Annotated in this window: 18 protein-coding genes; 8 read left to right on the top strand and 10 right to left on the bottom strand. The window is 64.9% G+C overall.

Annotated features, from left to right (window positions below; all coding sequences use genetic code 11):
- Positions 1 to 8 precede the first annotated feature (8 nt).
- Positions 9 to 1,790 (bottom strand): acetolactate synthase 3 large subunit, encoded by a 1,782-nt coding sequence (locus ACFOHJ_RS17780; RefSeq protein WP_378222862.1) that lies wholly within the window; start codon positions 1,788 to 1,790, stop codon positions 9 to 11.
- A 322-nt stretch (positions 1,791 to 2,112) separates the two neighbouring features.
- The gene (locus ACFOHJ_RS17775; RefSeq protein ID WP_378222859.1) at positions 2,113 to 3,315 is read right to left on the bottom strand and encodes a DUF6600 domain-containing protein; all 1,203 of its coding nucleotides are present in this window, start codon (positions 3,313 to 3,315) and stop codon (positions 2,113 to 2,115) included.
- Positions 3,316 to 3,622: 307 nt separating this feature from the next.
- On the opposite strand from ACFOHJ_RS17775, the gene ACFOHJ_RS17770 reads away from it, so the two are divergent.
- Together ACFOHJ_RS17770 and ACFOHJ_RS17765 are read left to right on the top strand one after the other, a co-directional pair.
- The gene (locus ACFOHJ_RS17770; RefSeq protein ID WP_378222856.1) at positions 3,623 to 5,431 is read left to right on the top strand and encodes an NAD(P)/FAD-dependent oxidoreductase; all 1,809 of its coding nucleotides are present in this window, start codon (positions 3,623 to 3,625) and stop codon (positions 5,429 to 5,431) included.
- A 146-nt stretch (positions 5,432 to 5,577) separates the two neighbouring features.
- Positions 5,578 to 7,407, top strand: a complete 1,830-nt coding sequence (locus tag ACFOHJ_RS17765) for an ATP-binding protein (protein ID WP_378222855.1) — start codon at positions 5,578 to 5,580, stop codon at positions 7,405 to 7,407.
- Between the two features lie 38 nt (positions 7,408 to 7,445).
- Here the strand turns inward: ACFOHJ_RS17765 and ACFOHJ_RS17760 are convergent, their stop codons facing one another.
- Positions 7,446 to 8,237, bottom strand: a complete 792-nt coding sequence (locus ACFOHJ_RS17760; protein WP_378222852.1) for a GGDEF domain-containing protein — start codon at positions 8,235 to 8,237, stop codon at positions 7,446 to 7,448.
- Positions 8,238 to 8,334: 97 nt separating this feature from the next.
- Positions 8,335 to 9,294, bottom strand: coding sequence for a tRNA (adenosine(37)-N6)-dimethylallyltransferase MiaA (gene miaA / locus ACFOHJ_RS17755; RefSeq protein WP_378223054.1), 960 nt, complete (start codon positions 9,292 to 9,294; stop codon positions 8,335 to 8,337).
- Between miaA and serB the strand changes: the two genes are divergently transcribed.
- Complete coding sequence (serB, locus tag ACFOHJ_RS17750) at positions 9,284 to 10,171, top strand: phosphoserine phosphatase SerB (protein ID WP_378222849.1); 888 nt, start codon at positions 9,284 to 9,286, stop codon at positions 10,169 to 10,171. The two genes, miaA and serB, sit on opposite strands and share 11 nt — an antisense overlap.
- On the top strand, positions 10,168 to 10,722 hold the full coding sequence (locus ACFOHJ_RS17745) for a GNAT family N-acetyltransferase (protein WP_378222847.1): 555 nt from the start codon (positions 10,168 to 10,170) through the stop codon (positions 10,720 to 10,722). The genes serB and ACFOHJ_RS17745 overlap by 4 nt, the downstream gene beginning before the upstream one ends.
- 41 nt (positions 10,723 to 10,763) lie before the next feature.
- Here the strand turns inward: ACFOHJ_RS17745 and ACFOHJ_RS17740 are convergent, their stop codons facing one another.
- Positions 10,764 to 12,284, bottom strand: a complete 1,521-nt coding sequence (locus tag ACFOHJ_RS17740) for a DegQ family serine endoprotease (RefSeq protein ID WP_378222845.1) — start codon at positions 12,282 to 12,284, stop codon at positions 10,764 to 10,766.
- Positions 12,285 to 12,377: 93 nt separating this feature from the next.
- A complete protein-coding gene (locus ACFOHJ_RS17735) occupies positions 12,378 to 13,289 on the bottom strand; it encodes a PhzF family phenazine biosynthesis protein (protein WP_378222842.1) in 912 nt (303 codons plus the stop codon).
- A gap of 113 nt (positions 13,290 to 13,402) precedes the next feature.
- Here ACFOHJ_RS17735 and ACFOHJ_RS17730 point away from each other — a divergent pair, with 113 nt between their 5' ends.
- From ACFOHJ_RS17730 to ACFOHJ_RS17720, 3 genes are read left to right on the top strand one after another with little or no spacing between them, the layout of a single operon-like run.
- Entirely contained in the window at positions 13,403 to 14,698 is a 1,296-nt protein-coding gene (locus tag ACFOHJ_RS17730; protein ID WP_378222840.1) for an efflux RND transporter periplasmic adaptor subunit, read from the top strand.
- 4 nt (positions 14,699 to 14,702) lie between these two features.
- Complete coding sequence (locus ACFOHJ_RS17725) at positions 14,703 to 15,410, top strand: ABC transporter ATP-binding protein (protein WP_378222838.1); 708 nt, start codon at positions 14,703 to 14,705, stop codon at positions 15,408 to 15,410.
- Positions 15,407 to 16,615 carry an ABC transporter permease gene (locus ACFOHJ_RS17720; protein ID WP_378222835.1) on the top strand — a complete coding sequence of 403 codons (1,209 nt, stop codon included), beginning with the start codon at positions 15,407 to 15,409 and terminating at the stop codon, positions 16,613 to 16,615. The genes ACFOHJ_RS17725 and ACFOHJ_RS17720 overlap by 4 nt, the downstream gene beginning before the upstream one ends.
- Before the next feature lie 9 nt (positions 16,616 to 16,624).
- On the opposite strand, the gene ACFOHJ_RS17715 is transcribed toward ACFOHJ_RS17720, so the two are convergent.
- Positions 16,625 to 17,338 (bottom strand): hypothetical protein, encoded by a 714-nt coding sequence (locus ACFOHJ_RS17715; protein WP_378222834.1) that lies wholly within the window; start codon positions 17,336 to 17,338, stop codon positions 16,625 to 16,627.
- 21 nt (positions 17,339 to 17,359) lie between these two features.
- Positions 17,360 to 18,472 (bottom strand): endonuclease/exonuclease/phosphatase family protein, encoded by a 1,113-nt coding sequence (locus ACFOHJ_RS17710; protein ID WP_378223052.1) that lies wholly within the window; start codon positions 18,470 to 18,472, stop codon positions 17,360 to 17,362.
- A 164-nt stretch (positions 18,473 to 18,636) separates the two neighbouring features.
- Between ACFOHJ_RS17710 and ACFOHJ_RS17705 the strand changes: the two genes are divergently transcribed.
- Complete coding sequence (locus ACFOHJ_RS17705) at positions 18,637 to 19,143, top strand: BA14K family protein (protein ID WP_378222831.1); 507 nt, start codon at positions 18,637 to 18,639, stop codon at positions 19,141 to 19,143.
- A gap of 52 nt (positions 19,144 to 19,195) precedes the next feature.
- Here ACFOHJ_RS17705 and ACFOHJ_RS17700 read toward each other — a convergent pair whose 3' ends face one another.
- Both ACFOHJ_RS17700 and ilvC read right to left on the bottom strand, forming a co-directional pair.
- Positions 19,196 to 19,462: a PilZ domain-containing protein gene (locus tag ACFOHJ_RS17700; protein ID WP_378222828.1), complete on the bottom strand. Its 267-nt coding sequence runs from the start codon at positions 19,460 to 19,462 to the stop codon at positions 19,196 to 19,198.
- A 152-nt stretch (positions 19,463 to 19,614) separates the two neighbouring features.
- A complete protein-coding gene (gene ilvC, locus ACFOHJ_RS17695) occupies positions 19,615 to 20,634 on the bottom strand; it encodes a ketol-acid reductoisomerase (RefSeq protein WP_378222826.1) in 1,020 nt (339 codons plus the stop codon).
- Positions 20,635 to 20,652: the final 18 nt, after the last annotated feature.

Here is a 20,652-nt window from a genome sequence, read left to right as displayed (position 1 = left end):
TCCAAACCTTACACCAGCTCTCGGCCCTTGGCGTCGATGGCATTGGCAACGGCCTCGTCGGTCGCCTCGTCGGGCAGGAGCATCTCGTTATGCGCCTTGCCGGACGGGATCATCGGGAAGCAGTTGGCGAGCGTCGCGACGCGGCAGTCGAACAGAACCGGCTTCTTGACCGCGATCATCTCCTTGATCGCGTCGTCCAGTTCGTCCGGCTTGTCGCAGCGGATGCCGTGGCCGCCATAGGCTTCCGCCAGCTTGACGAAATCGGGCATCGCCTCCGTATAGGAATGCGACAGCCGGTTGCCGTGCAGCAATTGCTGCCACTGGCGCACCATGCCCATGTACTGGTTGTTGAGGATGAAGATCTTGATCGGGGCGTTGTGCTGCACCGCGGCCGACATTTCCTGGATCGTCATCTGCACCGAGGCGTCGCCGGCAATGTCGATGACCAGCGCGTCCGGATGCGCGATCTGCACGCCGAGCGCGGCCGGCAGGCCGTAGCCCATGGTGCCGAGGCCACCGGAGGTCATCCAGCGGTTCGGCTTGTCGAAATGGAAGTGCTGTGCGGCCCACATCTGGTGCTGGCCGACCTCGGTGGTGATGTAGGTATCCTTGTCCTTCGTCAGTTCGTAAAGCCGCTCGATCGCATATTGCGGCATGATGACTTCGGGGTTGGCCTTGTAGGCGAGCGAGTCGCGGGCGCGCCAGCGGGCGATCTGCTCCCACCACGGATAGAGCGCCTTCTTCTCGGGCTTCACGGTGGCGCGCCACAGCCGCACCATATCCTCCAGCACCCGGCCGCAATCGCCGATGATACCGATGTCGATCGGCACGTTCTTGTTGATCGAGGACGGATCGATGTCGATGTGGATCTTCTTGGAGTTCGGCGAAAAGGCGTTGAGGCGCCCAGTGATGCGGTCGTCGAAACGCGCGCCGATGCACACCATCACGTCGCAGTCGTGCATGGCCATGTTGGCTTCGTAGGTGCCGTGCATGCCGAGCATGCCCAACCAGTTCTTGCCCGAGGCAGGATAGACGCCGAGCCCCATCAGCGTCGAAGTGATGGGAAAACCGGAAAGCTCGACCAGTTCGCGCAGCAGATGGCTCGCCTCGGGGCCGGAGTTGACGACGCCGCCGCCCGTGTACAGGATCGGCCTCTTCGCGCCGGCCATCAGTTCGACGGCGGCCTTGATCTTGTCGAGGTCGCCCTGGACCTGCGGATGATAGCTGGTGCGCGGCGCGGTCTGCGGCGAGACGTAGAAGCCTTTCGCGAACTGGACGTCCTTCGGAATATCGACGACCACCGGGCCCGGTCGGCCGGTCGTGGCGACATGGAAGGCCTCGTGGATGGTCTTGGCGAGGTCGTTGACGTCCTTCACCAGCCAGTTGTGCTTGGTGCACGGCCGCGTGATGCCGACCGTGTCGCATTCCTGGAAGCCGTCGGAGCCGATCAGCGTGGTCGGGACCTGCCCGGTCAGGCAAACCAGCGGGATGGAATCCATCAGCGCGTCCTGCAGGGGCGTCACCGCGTTGGTGGCGCCGGGACCCGAGGTGACCAGCATGACGCCGGCCTTGCCGGTGGAGCGGGCATAGCCCTCGGCGGCGTGTCCCGCCCCCTGTTCGTGGCGCACCAGGACGTGTTCGAGCTCGTCCTGCTGGAAAATCTCGTCGTAGATCGGAAGAACCGCGCCGCCCGGATAGCCGAAAACATGCTTGACGCCGTTGTCGATCAGCGCCTGCACCACCATCTCGGCGCCCGTCATCTCGCGTCGTTCGTTCTGTCCGTTGCTCATCGTCGTGGTTCCGTCTTTCTTCGCAATTCCTGCGGCTGCTGCTCGTTTAGTCCGGTTTCAGGCAATAAAAAAGGCCCCCGAGGGAGCCTGTGTCTTGCGCATGGGAGGGTTTTGCCCGGCGGTCACACCGCCTTGCCCACGCGCGTTCCTACTACGAGAATGATCGTCTTGTTCATGGGCGCGGACAATAGAGGCGAAAAAGCAGCGCTGTCAACTGGCCTGCCCGGCTCTTTTTCAAGGCTCGTCCCCCAGGCGTGCTAGCGCCGCCGATGCCCTCGGCGGCGCTAGCCGTTTTATCTTTGAGGCAACGGTGTGCTTGCACCTACCCATGGCGTGAGCAGCCGCCGGCGTGCGGATTGCACTTCGGAGGCTTGCGCTGCATCCTCGCCGGGCCGGCGTGCCAGTTCGACATCCGGGCCATCTGCCTGTCCATATGCGCCATATGCGCCATATGCGCCCTTTGCATCCTTGCCATCCGCATGTCGTGGGCCTGGTTTCTCGCCGCCAGCCGGTTGACCATCATGCGATTCGCGGCCGCCTGGTGAGGAACAACATGCCTGGCCGGTGCCGCTTTTGCCGTGCGCGTGCGGGCATTGGCGGACTGCTCCCCGTTTCCGGCCAACCTCTTCATCCTTGCTGCCGAGGCGGCCTTGTGGGCGGGCAGCGGCTTCGCTGGCGTCATGGCGGCCTGCTTTCCGGCAGGCGCGGGATTGGCGCCACCTTGGGCGCCCGCCTCCTCGCCGGCCCGATTGCCCGGCAGGTTGGCCGCCTGCAACTTCATGGCCTGCCGCTTGACCAGGGCTCCGTGGGCGGTATCGAGATGCGCCGCCGCCATCCTGCCCTTTGCCGGCGGAGCCACCTTGGCCGCCTTGAGCGAAGCAAGCACGGTCTTCGGCAGGTGCGCCAGCGGCGGCCCGGCGTTCACCGGCACGACGGTGTTGCCGACATGGACGCTCTGGCGGTTGCCGTAGTTGTTGATGATCGTGGTCTTGTCGATGATCGTCGTATTGCGGACGATGGTGACGTTCTCCTCGACCGGCAGTACGTCGCGCACGATATTGACGGCACCGATTGCGGCAACGGGCGCAAACGCCCACCATGCGTCCGCCACCACCACCTCGAAATCCGGCGGAGGCGCCGGCGCCCAGCCGATATCATCGTCGCTCTCGCGCCACACCACCCAGGCCGGGGCCCAGTCCTCGCCGGCGATCCATACCCAACCCAAATCATCGTCATAGACCCAGTGGCCGTAATGGAAGACGATGGCGCCGAACGGCTCCTCGGATTGCCAGTACCAGCCATCATCGGTCCAGATCCAGCGGCCATCGGTATAAGGCCGCCAATCCCGCGCGACGGACGGCACCCAAACCTCGCCGAAACGCCGCGAGGTTCTCCAGGCTCCGTAGTTTGAAAGCCGTTTATGGACGGTCGTGGAAATCACGGCCGCGGCGGCCACATGGCCTTTCGGAACAAGCAGCGCGCCGCCGGCTATGCCGCCCATGGCCAAGGCTGCCGCCAACGCCATCAGGCATCCGCTTCTGCCAATCGAGCGGATCGAGAACCCATTCATAAGGACCTCCTGTCCATCGCTCGTCCCGGTCCGGCGCGCCGCCGGTTCGCTTCTTCGAAGGGCCCGCGCCTGCCCCACCGTTATCTCCGCATGCGATGGCGGGACGGGGGCGGAAACGATCACAAGATCGCGACGGACGGGCCCTCGGCTTCCGGAAAAGGCGTCAGACTATGGTGGGGCATGACAGGGTCCGCGTTTGCCGGAATACTGCGGATATCGCACCACGGATGCGAGGCGGTGAGGAAAGCAGCGGAGGAAATTTATGCTGGACAAGGCCCCCAACAAGAAACTCTCGGACCTGCTCGATACATTCGGCGCGGCACTGGCGGCCGGCGACATCGACAAGGCCGCGGACTGTTTTCAGGAAGACTGCTACTGGCGTGACCTTGTCACCTTCACCTGGAACATCAAGACCATGGAAGGCCGCGACCAGATACGCGCCATGCTGAAAAGCCAGCTTGCCAGGACGAAGCCCTCGCATTGGCAGATCGCGGAGGGTGAGGACGCCACCGAATCCGACGGCCTGATCGAAAGCTGGATCAGCTTCGAAACCGAGGTTGCGCGCGGCTATGGCCATATCCGCGTGAAGAACGGCAAGATCTGGACCCTCCTCACCACCATGGCCGAACTGAAGGGCCACGAGGAAAAGGCCGGGTTCACCCGGCCGCTCGGCGCCAAGCACGGCCACGGCAAGGGCCGCAAAAGCTGGAGGGAGGAACGCGAGGAAGAGATCGCCGAACTGGGACACTCCCGCCAGCCCTACGCGCTCATCATCGGCGGCGGCCAGGGCGGCATCGCGCTCGGCGCAAGGCTACGGCAACTCGACGTGCCGACCATCATCATCGAAAGGAACGAGCGGCCCGGCGACAGTTGGCGCAAGCGCTACAAGTCCTTGTGCCTGCACGACCCGGTCTGGTACGACCACCTGCCCTATATCGACTTCCCGAAGAACTGGCCCGTCTTCGCGCCGAAGGACAAGATCGGCGACTGGCTGGAAATGTACACCAAGGTCATGGAGCTCAACTATTGGAATTCCACCACCGCCAAGTCCGCCAAATACGACGAAAAGGTCGGCGAGTGGACCGTGGTGGTCGAGCGCGACGGCAAGGAAATCACGCTCAAGCCGAAGCAACTGATCCTGGCCACCGGCATGTCGGGCAAGATGAACATGCCGAAATTCAAGGGCCAGGACATTTTCAGGGGCGAGCAGCAGCATTCCTCGCAGCATCCCGGCCCGGAAAAATACCGTGGCAAGAAGGTCGTGGTGATCGGCTCCAACAACTCCGCCCACGACATCTGCGCGGCGCTGTGGGAAGGCGGCGCGGACGTCACCATGGTGCAGCGTTCCTCCACCCACATCGTCAAGTCCGACACGCTGATGGATATCGGGCTCGGTTCGCTCTATTCCGAGCAGGCGGTGCAGAACGGCGTGACGACGCGCAAGGCCGACCTGATCTTCGCTTCCCTGCCCTACAAGATCATGCACGAGTTCCAGATCCCGCTCTACGAACAGATGCACGAGCGCGACAGGGATTTTTACGACGCGCTCGAAAAGGTCGGCTTCATGCACGACTGGGGTGACGACGGCTCGGGCCTGTTCATGAAGTATCTCCGGCGCGGCTCGGGCTACTATATCGATGTCGGCGCCTGCGACCTCGTCATCGACGGGTCGATCAAGCTCAAGAGCGGCAAGGGTGCGGCCGTGCAGGAACTGACGGAAACCGGCGTGAAATTCGTCGACGGCACGGAACTTCCGGCCGACCTGATCGTCTACGCCACCGGCTACGGCTCGATGAACGGGTGGGCCGCCGACCTGATCTCGCAGGAGGTCGCCGACAAGGTGGGCAAGGTGTGGGGGCTCGGCTCCGACACCACCAAGGACCCAGGCCCCTGGGAAGGCGAGCAGCGCAACATGTGGAAGCCGACGCAGCAGGCGGCGCTGTGGTTCCACGGCGGCAACCTGCACCAGTCGCGGCATTACTCGCAATATCTGTCGCTGCAACTGAAGGCCCGGCAGGAAGGCATCCCGACGCCGGTCTACGGCCTGCAGGAAGTCCATCACAAGGCCTAGCGCCAGAACCGGATGGGCCAGGCACCGCCTGGTCCATCCGATTCGAATTTTCAGCTTTTCATTAACAGCGATGAAACCATCCCCCCATACCCGGCCTTAACCGCCGCCCCGTAGGATCAGGCCGCAAGGGGTATCGGGAAGCATCCATGTTCGTCGAACGCGAGGTCTCGGGCGGGGAAGTCACGTCTCAGGAGCGCCGCGACGCGGCGCAAGCCGACAGCCGTATTCTCGGCCATGTCGTTCAGTGCGACGGCGCGCGGGCCATCATCAGCGCTTTCGCCGCGGGCGAGGCACAACCGGCCGCCAACCGCTGGACCGTCGGCAGGATGATCTCCATCAATCTCGGCTCGACCCGCACCGTCGGCCTGGTCTATGCCGTCGACAAGACCGATCGTGCCTGGCAGACCGACGGCAAGAACGCCATCGAGGTCAGCGTCGAACTCGTCGGCGAGGTGCGCGACAGCAGCGATCCCGGCGGCAAGCCGATCTTCGATCGCGGCATCACCACCTATCCTTATATCGGCGCCCTCGCCCACCGTATCCGCAGCCGCGACCTGCAAGCGGTCTACGATCTTGCGGGCCGCCGCTCGATCACCATCGGCTCGCTGTCGCAAGACGAGGAAATCGATGCCAACATCGCCATCGACGACACGCTTGCGCGGCATTTCGCCGTGGTCGGCACCACCGGCGTCGGCAAGTCGACCGCGGTCTCGCTGTTGCTGCGCAAGGCGGTCGCGGCACGGCCGGACCTGCGCGTGCTGATCCTCGACCCGCACAACGAGTTCGCGGCCTCCATGCCGGAGCTTTGCGTCAAGGTCGATTCGACGACGCTCGACCTGCCTTTCTGGATGTTCAGGCTCGAGGAGTTTTCCGAGGTCCTGTTTCGCGGCCGCGAGGCCGTGCCGGAAGAAATCGACCTTTTGCGCGACCTCATTCCCGTCGCCAAGAACCTCTACCGCAACCCGAACGCAGGCGCCTATCTGCGCCGCGGCGGCGAGACGCTGACCGCCGATACGCCGGTTCCGTACCGCATCGCCGACCTTTTGAAGCAGATCGACGACCGCATCGGGCTGTTGGAAAGCAAGAGCGACCGGCCGATCCTGAAGTCGCTGAGAACGCGCATCGAGCAGGCCGCCGCCGACCCGCGCTACCGCTTCATGTTCCATTCGCGCCTGATCGAGGACACGATCCACGAGACGATCGGCCGGATTTTCCGCGTCCCGCACCAGGGCCGGCCGGTAACCTGCTTCGAGATGGCGGGCATGCCCTCCGAGGTGGTCAATTCGGTCTGTTCGGTCCTGGCACGGCTCGCCTTCGACCTCGCGCTGTGGAGCGAAGGAAAACTTCGCCTGCTGCTGCTTTGCGAGGAAGCGCACCGCTACATGCCGGCCGACTCGCGCCTTGGCTTTGCGCCGACCAGGCATGCGCTGTCGCGCATCGCCAAGGAAGGCCGGAAATACGGCTGCTATCTCGGCATCGTCACGCAGCGCCCCGGCGAACTCGACCCGACCATCCTGTCGCAGTGCTCGACGTTCTTCGCCATGCGGCTTGCCAACGAGCAGGACCAGGCGATCATCCGTTCGGCCATTGCCGATTCCTCCGCCTCGACGCTGGCGTTCCTTTCCTCCATGGGGCAGCGCGAGGCCATCGCCTTCGGCGAAGGCGTGGCGACGACCATGCGCCTCAAGTTCGAGAAGATCGATCCGGCGCTCCTGCCCGGCACGGCCAAGGACAGCGCCGCCGACCCCTCCCGCGATGGCGAGGACGTCGATCTTTTTGCGCTGGTCGAGCGTTTGCGGGACGTTGCCAAGCCACAGGCGCAGATGGGCTTCGTGCAGGCTGTCGATCCGATCCGCCAGGCGGGCGATCCCGGCTACGCCAAGGCTCCTGCACCGCGCATCCAGCCCAACGACGATTTCGACCTGCGCTATGGGTTGAAGCCGACCACGTTCGGCATGCGCCCGCAGAACGACTGAGCGGTCCGACAAACGTTGCGATGCGGAATTAGCGCGCTTTACGCGCAGACGCGGTTGCGGCCGAGTTTCTTGGCTTCGTAAAGCTGCCGGTCGGCCCGCCGATAGAATTCCTCGGCGGTTTCCTTGCGGTCCCACATGGCAAGGCCGACGCTGGCGGTGACCTTGAGCCGGACATTGCCCGACTGGATCGCCATGGCCGCGATCGCCTTGCGGATGCGCTCGGCAAAACGAGCCAGAAGCTCGTCGTCCATGTTCGGCGTGACCACGGCAAATTCCTCGCCGCCAAGGCGGGCAACCACGTCATGATGCCGCGTCATGTCCTTCAGGCAGCTGGCGACGGCCCGAAGCACTTCGTCACCGACGTCGTGGCCATGGGTATCGTTCACCTGCTTGAAATGGTCGAGGTCGAGGATCATCAGGCCGATCGGCCTGCGCACCCGCCGGAACTCGACGAGATATTCCCGGAGCGCGTCGTCGAAATAGCGCCGGTTCTGCATTCCCGTCAGGGCATCCGTCAGCGCCGCATGCTCGAACGTCTCGGAACGGGCACTCAGCGAGACCGTCATGGCGCGCAGCTTTCCCTCTTCCTTCACCTGCTCGCGGATGAGCGGGTAGATGAAAAAGACGCCGAAAAACAGCGCGGTCGCCAGCAGCACGCCGGTGAGGAACAGGAGCCTGGTAAGGTAGGCGACTCGCTCGAGAACCTCGGGATTGCGGACCTGGTCGACCGCTGCATGCAAAAAATCATAGGCGTGCAGCGTCACCAGACCCGCAGTGAGGATCACGAAGATAAAGACGAAAAATGCCGATTCCGCCTTGTGGAAACGCATGTTCTCTCCCAGCCCGAACGCTTATGGGCTTATGCCATGCGGCGGCTTATGGAGGGTTAATTTTTACAACGAGAACGTGTGCATATGCATCTGCACGTCACTGGTCAATAGCAGCCTGCTCAATCCGGAACGGCCCGGTTCCGTGCAAGCGCTTCCAGCGCGCGTCAAGCTGATGCCGGAACCAGGTCGCCTGCCGCTTGGCATATTGCCTCGTGGCGATCTTGGCACGGTCGATCGCTTCCTCGATCGTTGTTTCACCGCGCAGGAACGCCGCCAGTTCGCGCACCCCGATCGCCTTCATGGCCGGCAGCGTCGGGTCGAGTTCGAGCGCGCAAAGCGCCTTGACCTCCTCCAGCGCCCTCTCCTCGACCATGGTGTCGAAACGCCGGTCGATATGGCGGACGAGCGTTGCGCGATCTGGATCGACCACAAAGAACCGCGCGTTCTCACTGTCGACCAGCGGCTGTCCGCGCTCGGCCTGCCATTCGAGGATGGAGCGCCCAGAGGCGTCCAGCACTTCCAGCGCCCGCACGATGCGCTGGCCGTCCGTCGCCCTCAGCCCCGCCGCCGCCCCCGCGTCCCTTTCCCCAAGGATGCGGTGCAGGCCGGCGGCTCCTTGTGCGTGCAACGCTCCGCGCCAATGCTCGCGAACCGTATCCGGGATAGCGGGCATGTCGGATATGCCGTCGACCAGCGCGCGGAAATAGAGGCCGGTGCCGCCGACGAAAATGGCCGGCCGGCCGGCAAGCGCGCCGTCTTCGACCAGCCCGGCGACATCGCGCAGCCACGCCCCGGTCGAATACGCCGCCGACGGCTGCACGTGCCCGTAAAGGGCATGCGGGGCGCGCGCGAGGTCGGCAGGGCGCGGCCGTGCCGTCAACCTGTCGAGGACGGAATAGACCTGCATGGAATCGGCGTTGACGATGACGCCACCCGTGCGCTCTGCCAGATCCAGGGCCAGAGCCGACTTGCCGCTGGCGGTCGGCCCGGCTATCAGGAACGCGTTCTTCACGCGACGATCGCCTGCCTTTTCTCCGGAACCTGCCATGCCGCTTATTGCCACGCTCGTTTCCAATCCCGCCGGCCGCGCCCTGTCGCCGGCGCTTGCGAATATGGCGGCAAAGGCGGCAAGCGCAAGCGAAGTTCGCTGGCTGGCTGACGGTATCGCCTGCGACATCGCCTTGCCGGACGGCCTGACGCAGACGGAAGCCCTTTCGGTCCTGCGCACCGCGCTGGACGGACAGCCGATCGACGTGGCCGTCCAGGAGCAGGCCGGTCGGCGCAAGAAAATCCTGATCGCCGACATGGATTCGACCATGATCGACCAGGAATGCATCGATGAACTGGCCGACGAGGTCGGCCTGAAAGCCCATGTCGCGGCGATCACCGCCCGCTCGATGAACGGCGAGATCGCGTTCGAACCCGCCCTGCGCGAGCGCGTCGCCCTGCTGAGGGGCCTGGACACGGCCGTGATCGGGCGCATCGTGGAGACCCGCCTGACGCTCGCCTCCGGCGGGCGCGAACTGGTCGCGACCATGCGCGCCAACGGCGCCTGGACGGCGCTGGTTTCCGGCGGCTTCGACGTTTTCACCAGCCTTGTCGCGGCGAAGCTCGGCTTCGACGAAAACCGCGCCAACCGCCTGATCGAGCGGGATGGCCGGCTGACCGGCGAAGTGGCGGAGCCCATTCTCGGCCGCGAGGCGAAGGCCGAGGCGCTCATGGAAATTTCCGCCCGCCTCGGTCTCACGCCCGCCGACGCGATCGCGGTCGGGGACGGCGCCAACGACCTCGACATGATCCGGTTGGCCGGCAGCGGCGTCGCGCTGCATGCCAAGCCGGCCGTGGCCGCGGCCGCCGGGATCCGCATCGACCATGGCGACCTCACCGCCCTGCTCTACCTGCAAGGCTATATGCGAAAGGAGTTTGCCGCATGACACCGATCCGCACCGCACGGCTGATCCTGCGCGACTGGCGGGAGGGCGACCGCGCCCTGTTTCATCGCATCAATTCCGACGAGCAGGTGATGGAGTTCTTCCCGTTTCGCCGCGACCGCGCCCAATCCGACGCCAAGATGGACGAATTGCAGGCCCTCATCGACCGCGACGGCTACGGCTTCGCCGCCGTCGAAATCGCGGAGACCGGCGAATGCGCGGGCTTCGCCGGCATTACCGGGACCGGTCACATTCCTTCGCTGCCGGAGGGGATGGTCGAGATCGGATGGCGCCTGGCACCGGAATTCTGGGGTCGCGGTATCGCCACCGAGGCCGCCCGGGCCTGGCTCGGTTTCGGCTTCGACACACTTGGGCTCGAGGAAATCGTCTCGTTCGCCGTCAAGGCGAACCATCGTTCGACGGCGGTCATGGAGCGGCTCGGCATGCGCGCGGAGCCGGCGCTCGATTTCGACCACCCGAGCGTGCCCGACAGCCACCCTCACCTGAAGCGGCATGCGTTCTACCGGCTGAAGCGCGCCGACTGGAAGGCGTAGGGCAGTCCTGCCCTCGCCCTCTTGTCTCAATCCATCCGGCCTCAATCCATCCGGATCGTCACGAAGCGCAGTTCGCCGGTTTTCGACGCCAGCATCAGGAGCGCGTTCTTGCGGCCCTGCTCCTTCAGCGCGCCGATCCGGTCCATGACGTCCTTGGGCGTCGACACCGATTCCTGGGCGATCTCGGTGATGACGTCGCCGGGCTGGATGCCGCGCTCGGCAGCGGCCGAATCCTTGGCCACGTCCGTCACCACGACACCGCTGATGTCGGGCGCGATCCCGAACTTGGTGCGCGCCTCGTCGTTCAGTTCCCCGACCGTCATGCCCAGCACCGAGGCGGTGGCGATCGGCGCATTCTCGCCGCCGTTCTGGCCGCCTTCGTCGCCACTGCCCTCTTCGGTGGCGGCGGCCTTGTCGTTGTCCTCGAGCCGGCCCAGCGTGACCTTGACCGTCTGCTCCTTGCCCTTGCGCACGATCAGGACATCGACTGCCTTGCCCACCGGGCTCTCGGCCACGATGCGCGGCAAGTCGCGCATCTCGCGGATGTCCTTGCCGTCGAACTTGATGATGACGTCGCCCGGCTGGATCGAGCCGTTGTCGACCGGCCCGCCCTTCATGATGCCGGCCACCAGCGCGCCCTTGGCGGTGGCCATGTCGAGGCTTTCGGCGATGTCGTCCGTCACCGGCTGGATGCGCACGCCGAGCCAGCCGCGGCGCGTCTCGCCATATTGGGTGAGCTGGTCGACCACGCCCGCCGCCAGTTGCGAGGGAATGGAAAAGCCGATGCCGATCGATCCACCCGAGGGCGAGATGATGGCGGTGTTGATGCCGATGACCTCGCCTTCCATGTTGAACAGCGGACCGCCCGAATTGCCGCGGTTGATGGCCGCGTCCGTCTGGATGAAGTCGTCATAGGGACCGGAATTGATGTCGCGGTTGCGGGCCGAGACGATGCCCAGCGTCACCGAACCGCCGAGGCCGAACGGGTTGCCCACGGCCATGACCCAGTCGCCGATGCGCATCTTGTTGGAATCGCCGAACTTCACCGCCGTCAGCTTGTGCCCCTTGGGATCGACCTTGAGCACGGCGATGTCGGTCTTGGTATCGGTGCCGACCAGCGTCGCCTTCAGCGTGATGCCATCGGAAAAATTGACCTCGATGTCGTCGGCGTCGGCGATGACGTGGTTGTTGGTGACAATGATGCCTTTCTCGGCGTCGATGACGAAGCCGGAGCCGAGCGACTGCACCTTCTGCGAGCCGCCACCCTTGTCGCCGTCGCGGTTCTTGAAGAAGTCGTCGAAGAAATCCTGGAAGGGCGAGCCTTCCGGCAGTTGCGGCATCGGCACGGCGCCTGGGCCTTCCGTGCCCTTCACCGTCTGCGACGTCGAGATGTTGACCACGGCGCCGAGCAGGCCCTGTGCCAGGTCGGCCACCGATTCAGGGCCATGGCCGGGCACCGGCGCGGCATAGGAAGGGATGACGGCGGTTGCGCCGGCCAGCAGCAAGGCCAGGCCCGCTGCGCGCGAGGCCGCCACCGCTTGCGAAAGGATCTTGGACGTCATGGTGGCCTCCGGCGTTCGAGCAAATGCGAGCGTTCAGGCGACGACACGCGTCACCCCATGTTGGCAACAAATACGGCACGTTTGCGGCCTTGGCTACGCCAGAAGCACGCCTTCCGCGATCTTCACGGCATGGCCGCCGATGCGGGCCGATGCCAATGCGCCCCGCTCTACGTCGAGTTCCAGGCGAATGCGTGACGGCCGTCCCATTTCCAATCCCTGCTCCAGCCAGAAGCGCGCGACGCCGTCGCCCGGCCTGTCGAAATGCATGATCGCGCCCGCGAATGCCGCGGCCGCCGAGCCGGTGGCCGGGTCCTCGTAGGATGGCGAGCCCGGCACCACCATGCGGACATGGAAGGCGCTGTCGTGATGGATCGTCTCGCGGCAATAGACATAAGGCGCCGCATGCCACGCGCCGTCCCTTGCCGGCATGGCTTCGGCCCAGGCCCTGCTGTCGAGGCTGATCTTTGCGGCGGCCTTCAGGTTGGCGACCGGTATGGTCACATAGGGTACGCCCGCCGACCAGAACGAGACCCGGTGATTCTCAAAGCCGATTTCGTGCGGATCGAGGCCAAGGGCCGCCCCGAGCGATTCGGCGTTGGCCGGCAGCGGCAGCGGCTCGGGAAGCTTCGGCAGGTCGAACTCGCCGAAAGAGGCAGCACCGTTGCTTTTCACCGCGCAGCGGACCGCCCCGATGTTTTCCTCCAGCACGAAGATACCCGCGGCGCCATTGCCTTCGGCCATCTGCGACAGCGCCACCGCCGACCCGACGGTCGGGTGGCCGGCGAACGGCAACTCATGCTGCGGCGTGAAGATGCGGATACGGGCGCGGTGGCGGACATTCTGCGGTGGCAGCACGAACACGGTTTCCGACAGGTTGAACTCGCGCGCGATCGCCTGCATGGCAGCGTCGTCGAGCCCCTCGCCGTCCACCACGATGGCGAGTTGGTTGCCCGCCAGCGGCCTGTCGGTGAACACGTCATAGAGGAGATATTTCCTACCAGCCATCGACAAACTCCTCCTCCGTTGCCCAAGATGAGCGAAATTTAATTTGAGTTCCGGGTCGCAAGGCCCGATGTGTGCAACCTTAGGGACATCACAGCCAGCAATAGGGGTCCGCCGTGGACCAGCTTGTCAATCCATCAGAAGCGGAATCCGCTTCCGCTATCGAGAAGGCTCTCGACCTCGACAAAAAGGGTGCGAGAACCCGGCGCAGGCGCGGCTGGCTCTATGCCCTGGCGGTCCTCCTCGTCGCTGTCGCCGCGATCGCCGCCTACCAAGCGTATGGCAGCCGCGCGGTCACGATCGATTATACCACCGTTCCGGCGGCAAAGGCCGATCTTACCGTCCAGGTATCGGCGACCGGCACATTGCAGCCGCTGACCCAGGTCGACATCTCCAGCGAACTTTCCGGCATCATCCGCACGGTCGCGGTCAATGAGAACCAGCAGGTGAAGAAGGGCGACGTGCTGGCCGCGCTCGACACCTCGCGGCTGGAAGCGCAGATCGAACGCGCGCGGGCTTCGTCCAAGGCGGCCGAGGCCAATGTGGAAACCGCACGGGTGACCCTGAAGGAGAACGAGCAGGCACTGGCGCGCACTGCCGAACTGACGCGGCGCGGCCAGTCGACCAGCCAGGCGCTGGAAGCGGCGACGGCCACGCGCGACCGCGCCAAGGCAGCGCTGGACAGCGCCGAGGCCAATCTCGCCATCGCCAACGCCGATCTCAAGTTGCAGCAATCGGACCTCGACAAGAGCACCATCTACGCGCCCATCGACGGCATCGTGCTGACGCGCTCGGTCGACCCCGGCCAGACCGTCGCTTCCTCGCTGCAGGCGCCGGTGCTGTTCGTCATCGCCGCCGACCTCAAGCGCATGGAACTCAAGGCGGCCATCGACGAGGCCGACATCGGCACGGTCAGGATCGGCCAGAAGGCGCGCTTTACCGTCGATGCCTTTCCCGATCGGCCGTTCGACGCCGAAATCCGCGACATCTCCTTCGCCTCGGTGACCACCGACGGCGTGGTCACCTACGACGCCCGGCTGGAAGTGGCCAATGACGAGCTCCTGCTGCGGCCCGGCATGACGGCCACGGTCTCGGTCGTCACCCGGCAGGCGAAGGATGTGCTCACCGTGCCCTCGACGGCGTTCCGCTACCGGCCGACGCCCGCCGCTCGCGACAGCGGCTGGAGCCTCACCAGCCTGTTTACCGGGCGCATGGGCGGCCGCCGGGGCGGCAACCGGCCGCAGCAGGCCGCCGTACCGGCCGACGGATCGCGCACCCTCTACGTACTGACGAACGGGCGCCCCGAGGCCGTGAACGTCAAGGTCGGCTCGACCAACGGCGAACTGACCGAGGTTCTTTCCGGCATCGCCGAAGGCGACCCCGTCATCACGGCATCGCAGCAGCGGGGCTGAGGCGATGGCTCGCCCCCTGCTCATCTCCTTCGACAAGGTGTGGAAGACCTATGGCGAGGGCGAGGCGCGCGTGAACGCGCTGGCCGGCGTCGATGTCGCCATCCGGCAGGGAGAGTTCGTCGCCATCATGGGACCGTCCGGCTCGGGGAAGTCGACGTCGATGAACATCATCGGTTGCCTCGACACGCCGAGCGCCGGCACCTATTCGTTCATGGGCGTGGATGCCGGCCGGCTCGACCGGGCGCGCCGCGCCACCTTGCGCAATCTCTACATCGGCTTCGTCTTCCAGGGCTACAACCTCCTGCCGCGCACCACGGCGGCCGAGAACGTGGAACTGCCGCTCATCTATCGCGGCGTGGCGAAGGCGGAGCGGCGCGCGCTCTCCATGCAGGCGCTGGAAGCGGTCGGCCTCGCCGGGCGCGAGCACCACACGCCGGCCGAACTTTCGGGCGGCCAGCAGCAGCGGGTAGCCATCGCCCGCGCCATCGTCACGCGCCCCACCCTTCTCGTTGCCGACGAGCCGACCGGAAACCTCGATACGGCGCGCAGCCACGAGATCATGGAACTTTTGACGCAGCTCAATTCCCGATCCGGCCTCACCATCGTCATGGTCACGCACGAGGCCGACATCGCCGCCTACGCCCAGCGCACCATCCATTTCCTCGACGGCAAGGTCGCCTTGGACACCGTTTCGCTGGAGGCCGCGCAATGATCTGGGAAACCGTCCGCCTCGCGCTTTTTTCGGTCAAGCGCAATGCGTTGCGCTCGTTCCTGACGCTGCTCGGCATCGTCATCGGCGTCGCAGCGGTGATCGCCATGCTGACCATCGGCAACGGCACGACCGAGAAGGTCAAGGCCGACATTTCCAAACTCGGCTCGAACCTGCTCGTCGTCTATTCCGGCCGGCCGGGCGGCCCCGGAGCGAACGACACCACCGTTCGTCCGCTCAACGACAAGGATGTCGCGGCGCTGACGGCGCATCTTACCGGCGCGCGCGCCATCGCGCCCGCCTCGCAAAAGCAGGTCCGCGTCATCTTCGGCACGCAGAACCTGACCAGCGGCGTGACCGGCACCGACAGCGCCTACCTGATCGCGCGCGACTGGACACTGGCTTCCGGGCGCGCCTTCTCGGATTCCGAAACGCGCGGCGGCGCGGGCGTGTGCCTGATCGGCGAGACGGTGCGCCAGCAGTTCTTCGGCGCCGGCGATCCGGAAGGCCAGGTCATCCGCGTCAACCGCACCTCCTGCAAGATCATCGGCCTTCTGGAGCCGAAAGGCTTTACCGGCTTCGGGCAGGATCAGGACAATGTCGTGCTGATGCCGCTTGCCGCGTTCCAGCGGCGGGTCGCCGGCAGCCGCGACATCAATTCGATCTACATTGCGGCCGACGACGCCACCCCGACCAGCGTTTTGTTGACGCGCGCGGAAGACATCCTGCGCGATACCCGGCGCATTCCGCCGGACCAGGAAAACAATTTTTCCATCCGCGACATGACGCAGATCGCCGACACCATGGCCGCCGCCACCACGACCATGACCGGCATGCTGGGTGCGGTGGCCGGCGTCAGCCTGCTGGTCGGCGGCATCGGCATCATGAACATCATGCTGGTATCGGTGACGGAGCGCACGCGAGAGATCGGGATCAGGCTCGCCATCGGCGCGCATGAGCGGCACATCCTGATCCAGTTCCTGGTCGAGGCGACGGTGCTTTCGCTGATGGGCGGCATCATCGGCGTCCTGCTCGGCCTGTCACTGGCCGGCATCGCCTCGCTTACGCTGGCGATCCCGTTCAGTCCGAGCGTGCCGACGGTGCTGCTCGCGGTCGGCTTCTCGGCGCTGATCGGCATGGTGTTCGGCTTTTTCCCGGCACTGCGGGGCGCCAGGCTCGATCCGATCGACGCCTTGCGTCACGAATGAGGGCCGTTCTCAGGCGTTGGCGAAATGCCATTCGATCAGCGGCGGCATGTGTGAGGCGAGGTCGTCCGGCAGGTCACCCGCGCTGTGGATGACGACCGGCGCGGCGATCTCGGGACTGGTTTGCGCCGCCACATGGGCATTGATGGCCGCGACCATGGCGTTTGCCGTCATCGGCATGCGGTAGCGGCGGAAGATCACTGTCCCGCTGTCGGTCGACAACAGGTAGTAGCGCCGGGCGGGCGAGGCCTGGTGGATGTCGATGCCGGTTTCCTCCTTGACCTCGCGATGCATGTTGAAGTCGACGTCAACCTGGCCGTTGCGGAAATCCTCCAGTTCGAACGACCCGGCGGCAAAATAGACCCGGCCGGCATTGACCGTATGCATGCCCATGCGGATCGCCACCAGCGCATTGTCGCTCGACACCAGCATGGCGTGGGCAAAGGCATGGCCGGCGCCCGGCGTCTGGCGGTGCCGGCGCCAGTACATGAAGGTGGCGTAGCGCACGATGTGGCAGCGACCGGCAAGGCGGCTGTCGGCATAGGAAAGCTCGGAGAGCAGGGCCACGCGCCCATCGAAGATGTGCGGGTTTATGGTGGTCTCGTAGCGCCAGTTCTCGTCGATCGCCTGGAGATTGTCCCGTTCGAGCGGATGCGGGGAGGAATCCAGCCGGACGTCGACGACGTCGACGGGGAGGACTCTATTGCGCGGCAGGTCAAAACTCATGGCAGCATCCGGAAAAGAGATTCAGACAAGATCGAGCGTGACGGCCACCGGGCAATGGTCGGAAGCCTTTGGCCGGTCCCAGCCGGCGCGCGGGAAACGTTCCACCTCCTGGCCAGGAGGAAAAACGGTGCGCCAGGGTTGGCCGTTGCGGATGATATCGGGAACTGCGGTCGCATTGTGGGAAGCCATGCGCCTGGATAGCAGAATATAGTCCAACTGGCACAGGTGCCGTTCCTGCGGTCCGCGCGTGTGGTAGAGCGTCCAGCGTTCCATTTCCGGCCGCCGCTCCACCACGTTCTGGCAGAAGTCTCCCTCGAGCAGGACATCGAGGCACGACACCGGCTCGTTCGCGACATCGAAGCGATAGCCGGAATGGGCATCGCCATCGATTCTTATGCGCTGGCGATAGTCGTTCATGTCGCCGCAGATCGCCCAGTTCTTGTTGGCGGCATGTTCGCGCCCGAAACGCTCCTCGATGATGCGGCGCACGGCCTTCGCTTCCGCCATCCGGATCGGCATGGTGGCCGCACGCCCGTCCAGCCCGTTTCGTGGCGGCCCCATCGACTTGAAATGCACCAGATAGAGCGTCATCGGCTGGCCGGCGATGCGCAGGTCGATCTCCAGGCAGTCACGCCGGAAAATCCGCTCGTGCGACGCTTCGCCGAGCGCGGCCAGTTCCGGCGTATGCAGGCCGAGTTCCTCGTAGGTCAGGTGCGCATGGCTGGTCATGCGCACGAACTCGATCGGCTGGCCGTCGAGCGTCTCGTCGCGCATCATCAGCGCCACGTCGATGCCGCGCGAATCGTTGCCGGAGGTCGTGTATTTCTGGCGGTAGCCCTGCCCCACCATCTTGAACAGGTAGCCGTATTCGAACGCCTTCAGCGCCTCGATGTTGTCCACCTCCTGCAGGCACAGGATGTCGGCGCGGGTCGCGGCGATGGCGAGCGCCGTCAACTGCCGGGTGTCGTCGGAATAGGCGATCGCGCGCGCCTGCTCCAAGGCGCGGTATTCGGCCTCGCTCCTGATCTCGAACAGCGCCAGGGTACGGTCCTGGTTGAGCTGGTTGCGATAGCCGGAAAAATCGAACCTGTTCATCAGGTTCTCGACATTGAACGTGGCAAGGCGCAGCGACATGGCCATGAGATTTGCCCGGAAGCGGCGACGAAAACAAGGGTCGAAAGGCCCGTGCCGAGCCGCGCGGCCCGGAACTTTCCCGTTCATTCCGCGTTCAGGCTGGGAATGCGACCATGCAGTTTATTCCCGGTTCCGGGCGGGCGGGAAATGACTGGAGAACGAAGATGAAACTCCTTTCCCCTTCCATCAAAGCGAGCCTTGTCGCGCTTGGCATGGTGTCAGGCCTGTCGACGGCGGCTCTTGCAGCCCCCCTGCTGCTGCCCACCCCCTCGTCCCCTTCGATCATCGCTGCGCCCGAGATCATTCCCGCACGCGCGGAATGGGCGGGCAACCAGCAACGGGAAGGCGCCAACTACTGGAAGCGCCGGCATCATTGGCGGGGCGAGCGCTGGCGTCGCAACAGCTGGCGCCACCACTACCGCGACGACTGGCGCAGGCATCGTCACTACCGGCGCTACTACGGTGGCTCGGGCATTTATTTCGGGCTGGGCGCCTTGGGCTTCGGACCGGCCTATGACTACTACGCACCGCGCCGTACCTATCGCGTCTATCGCGGCAGCAACGCGCATATACGCTGGTGCTACAACCGCTACCGCTCGTATCGCGCGTCGGACAACACCTACCAGCCCTATAACGGGCCGCGCCGGCAGTGCATCTCGCCCTACCGGTGATCCGTTACGAAGCATGAACAGGCCGGCGCCCAACTGTGGCGCCGGTCTTTTTTCAGCCCAGTTCCACCCCCAGCGAGGTCGTCGTTCGCCAGCGGACGCGCGCATGGCGCGGGGCAGCTTGTCCCGCGACATGCAGTTCGAACATCGTCGGAACGGCGGTCGCTTCGCCAAAGACCAGAAGCGCCCCCGTCGGCGACTCGTTGCGCAATACGCATTCCAGCGCGCCATATCCGTTGTTGAAGCGTACCGTCGCCCCCTTCAACGCCCGTCGCCTTGGTTCGGCACGGCGTTCTTCCCATCGATCGATCCTGGCGAGCATGTCCTTGTCTCCGCTTCGACAAGGCTGACCAAGCGAGATTCATGCCAACACAGGCGTGCCGTTACGGAACAAAGGCGCAAAAAGCCGGCGGGAGATTCCCGCCGGCTTTCCGTTGAGCCAATCCTGCAAAACCGAAAGGCTTTGCCGAAAAATCAGTTCTTGGCCTTGTCGACCAGCTTGTTCTTGGCGATCCAGGGCATCATGGCGCGCAGCTTGGCGCCGACTTCCTCGATCTGGTGGCTGTCGTTGTTGCGGCGGATACCCTTGAAGCGAGCGGCGCCCGAGCGGTACTCCTGCATCCATTCCGAGGTGAACTTGCCGGTCTGGATGTCCTTCAGCACGCGCTTCATCTCGGCCTTGGTATCCTCGGTGATGATGCGCGGACCGGAGACGTACTCGCCCCACTCGGCCGTGTTGGAGATCGAGTAGTTCATGTTGGCGATGCCGCCCTCGTAGATGAGGTCGACGATCAGCTTCACTTCGTGCAGGCACTCGAAATAGGCCATTTCCGGCGCGTAGCCGGCTTCCACCAGCGTCTCGAAGCCGGCGCGGATCAGTTCGACCAGGCCGCCGCACAGCACCACCTGCTCGCCGAACAGGTCAGTCTCGCATTCTTCCTTGAAGTTGGTCTCGATGACGCCCGAGCGGCCGCCGCCGACGCCGCAGGCATAGGACAGCGCCAGGTCGTGCGCGTTGCCCGACGCGTCGTGATGGACGGCAACCAGGCACGGCACGCCGCCGCCCTTCTGGTACTCGCCGCGCACCGTGTGGCCGGGGCCCTTCGGCGCGATCATGACGACGTCGATCGTGTCCTTCGGCTCGATCAGGCCGAAATGGACGTTGAGGCCGTGCGCGAAGGCGATGGCCGCACCGTCGCGGATATTGGGGGCGATCTCGTTCTTGTAGATGTCAGCCTGCAGTTCGTCGGGAGTCGCCATCATCATCAGGTCGGCCCACCTCGCGGCTTCCGCGACGGTCATGACCTTGAGGCCGTCGGCCTCGACCTTCTTGGCGGTCGCCGAGCCGGCTTTGAGGCCGACGGCGATTTCCTTGGCGCCCGAATCCTTCAGGTTGAGCGCATGCGCCCGGCCCTGGCTGCCATAGCCGATGATGGCGACCTTCTTGCCCTTGATGAGATTGAGATCGGCGTCGCGATCGTAATAGACACGCATGTTGGGTTCCTTCCCGTG

It is taken from the genome of Aquamicrobium soli, from assembly GCF_042646345.1.
Taxonomy (GTDB): Bacteria; Pseudomonadota; Alphaproteobacteria; order Rhizobiales; family Rhizobiaceae; genus Mesorhizobium; species Mesorhizobium soli_A.
The sequence above is the reverse complement of the archived record's forward strand: the minus strand, read 5'-3'. Positions and strand labels throughout refer to the sequence as shown.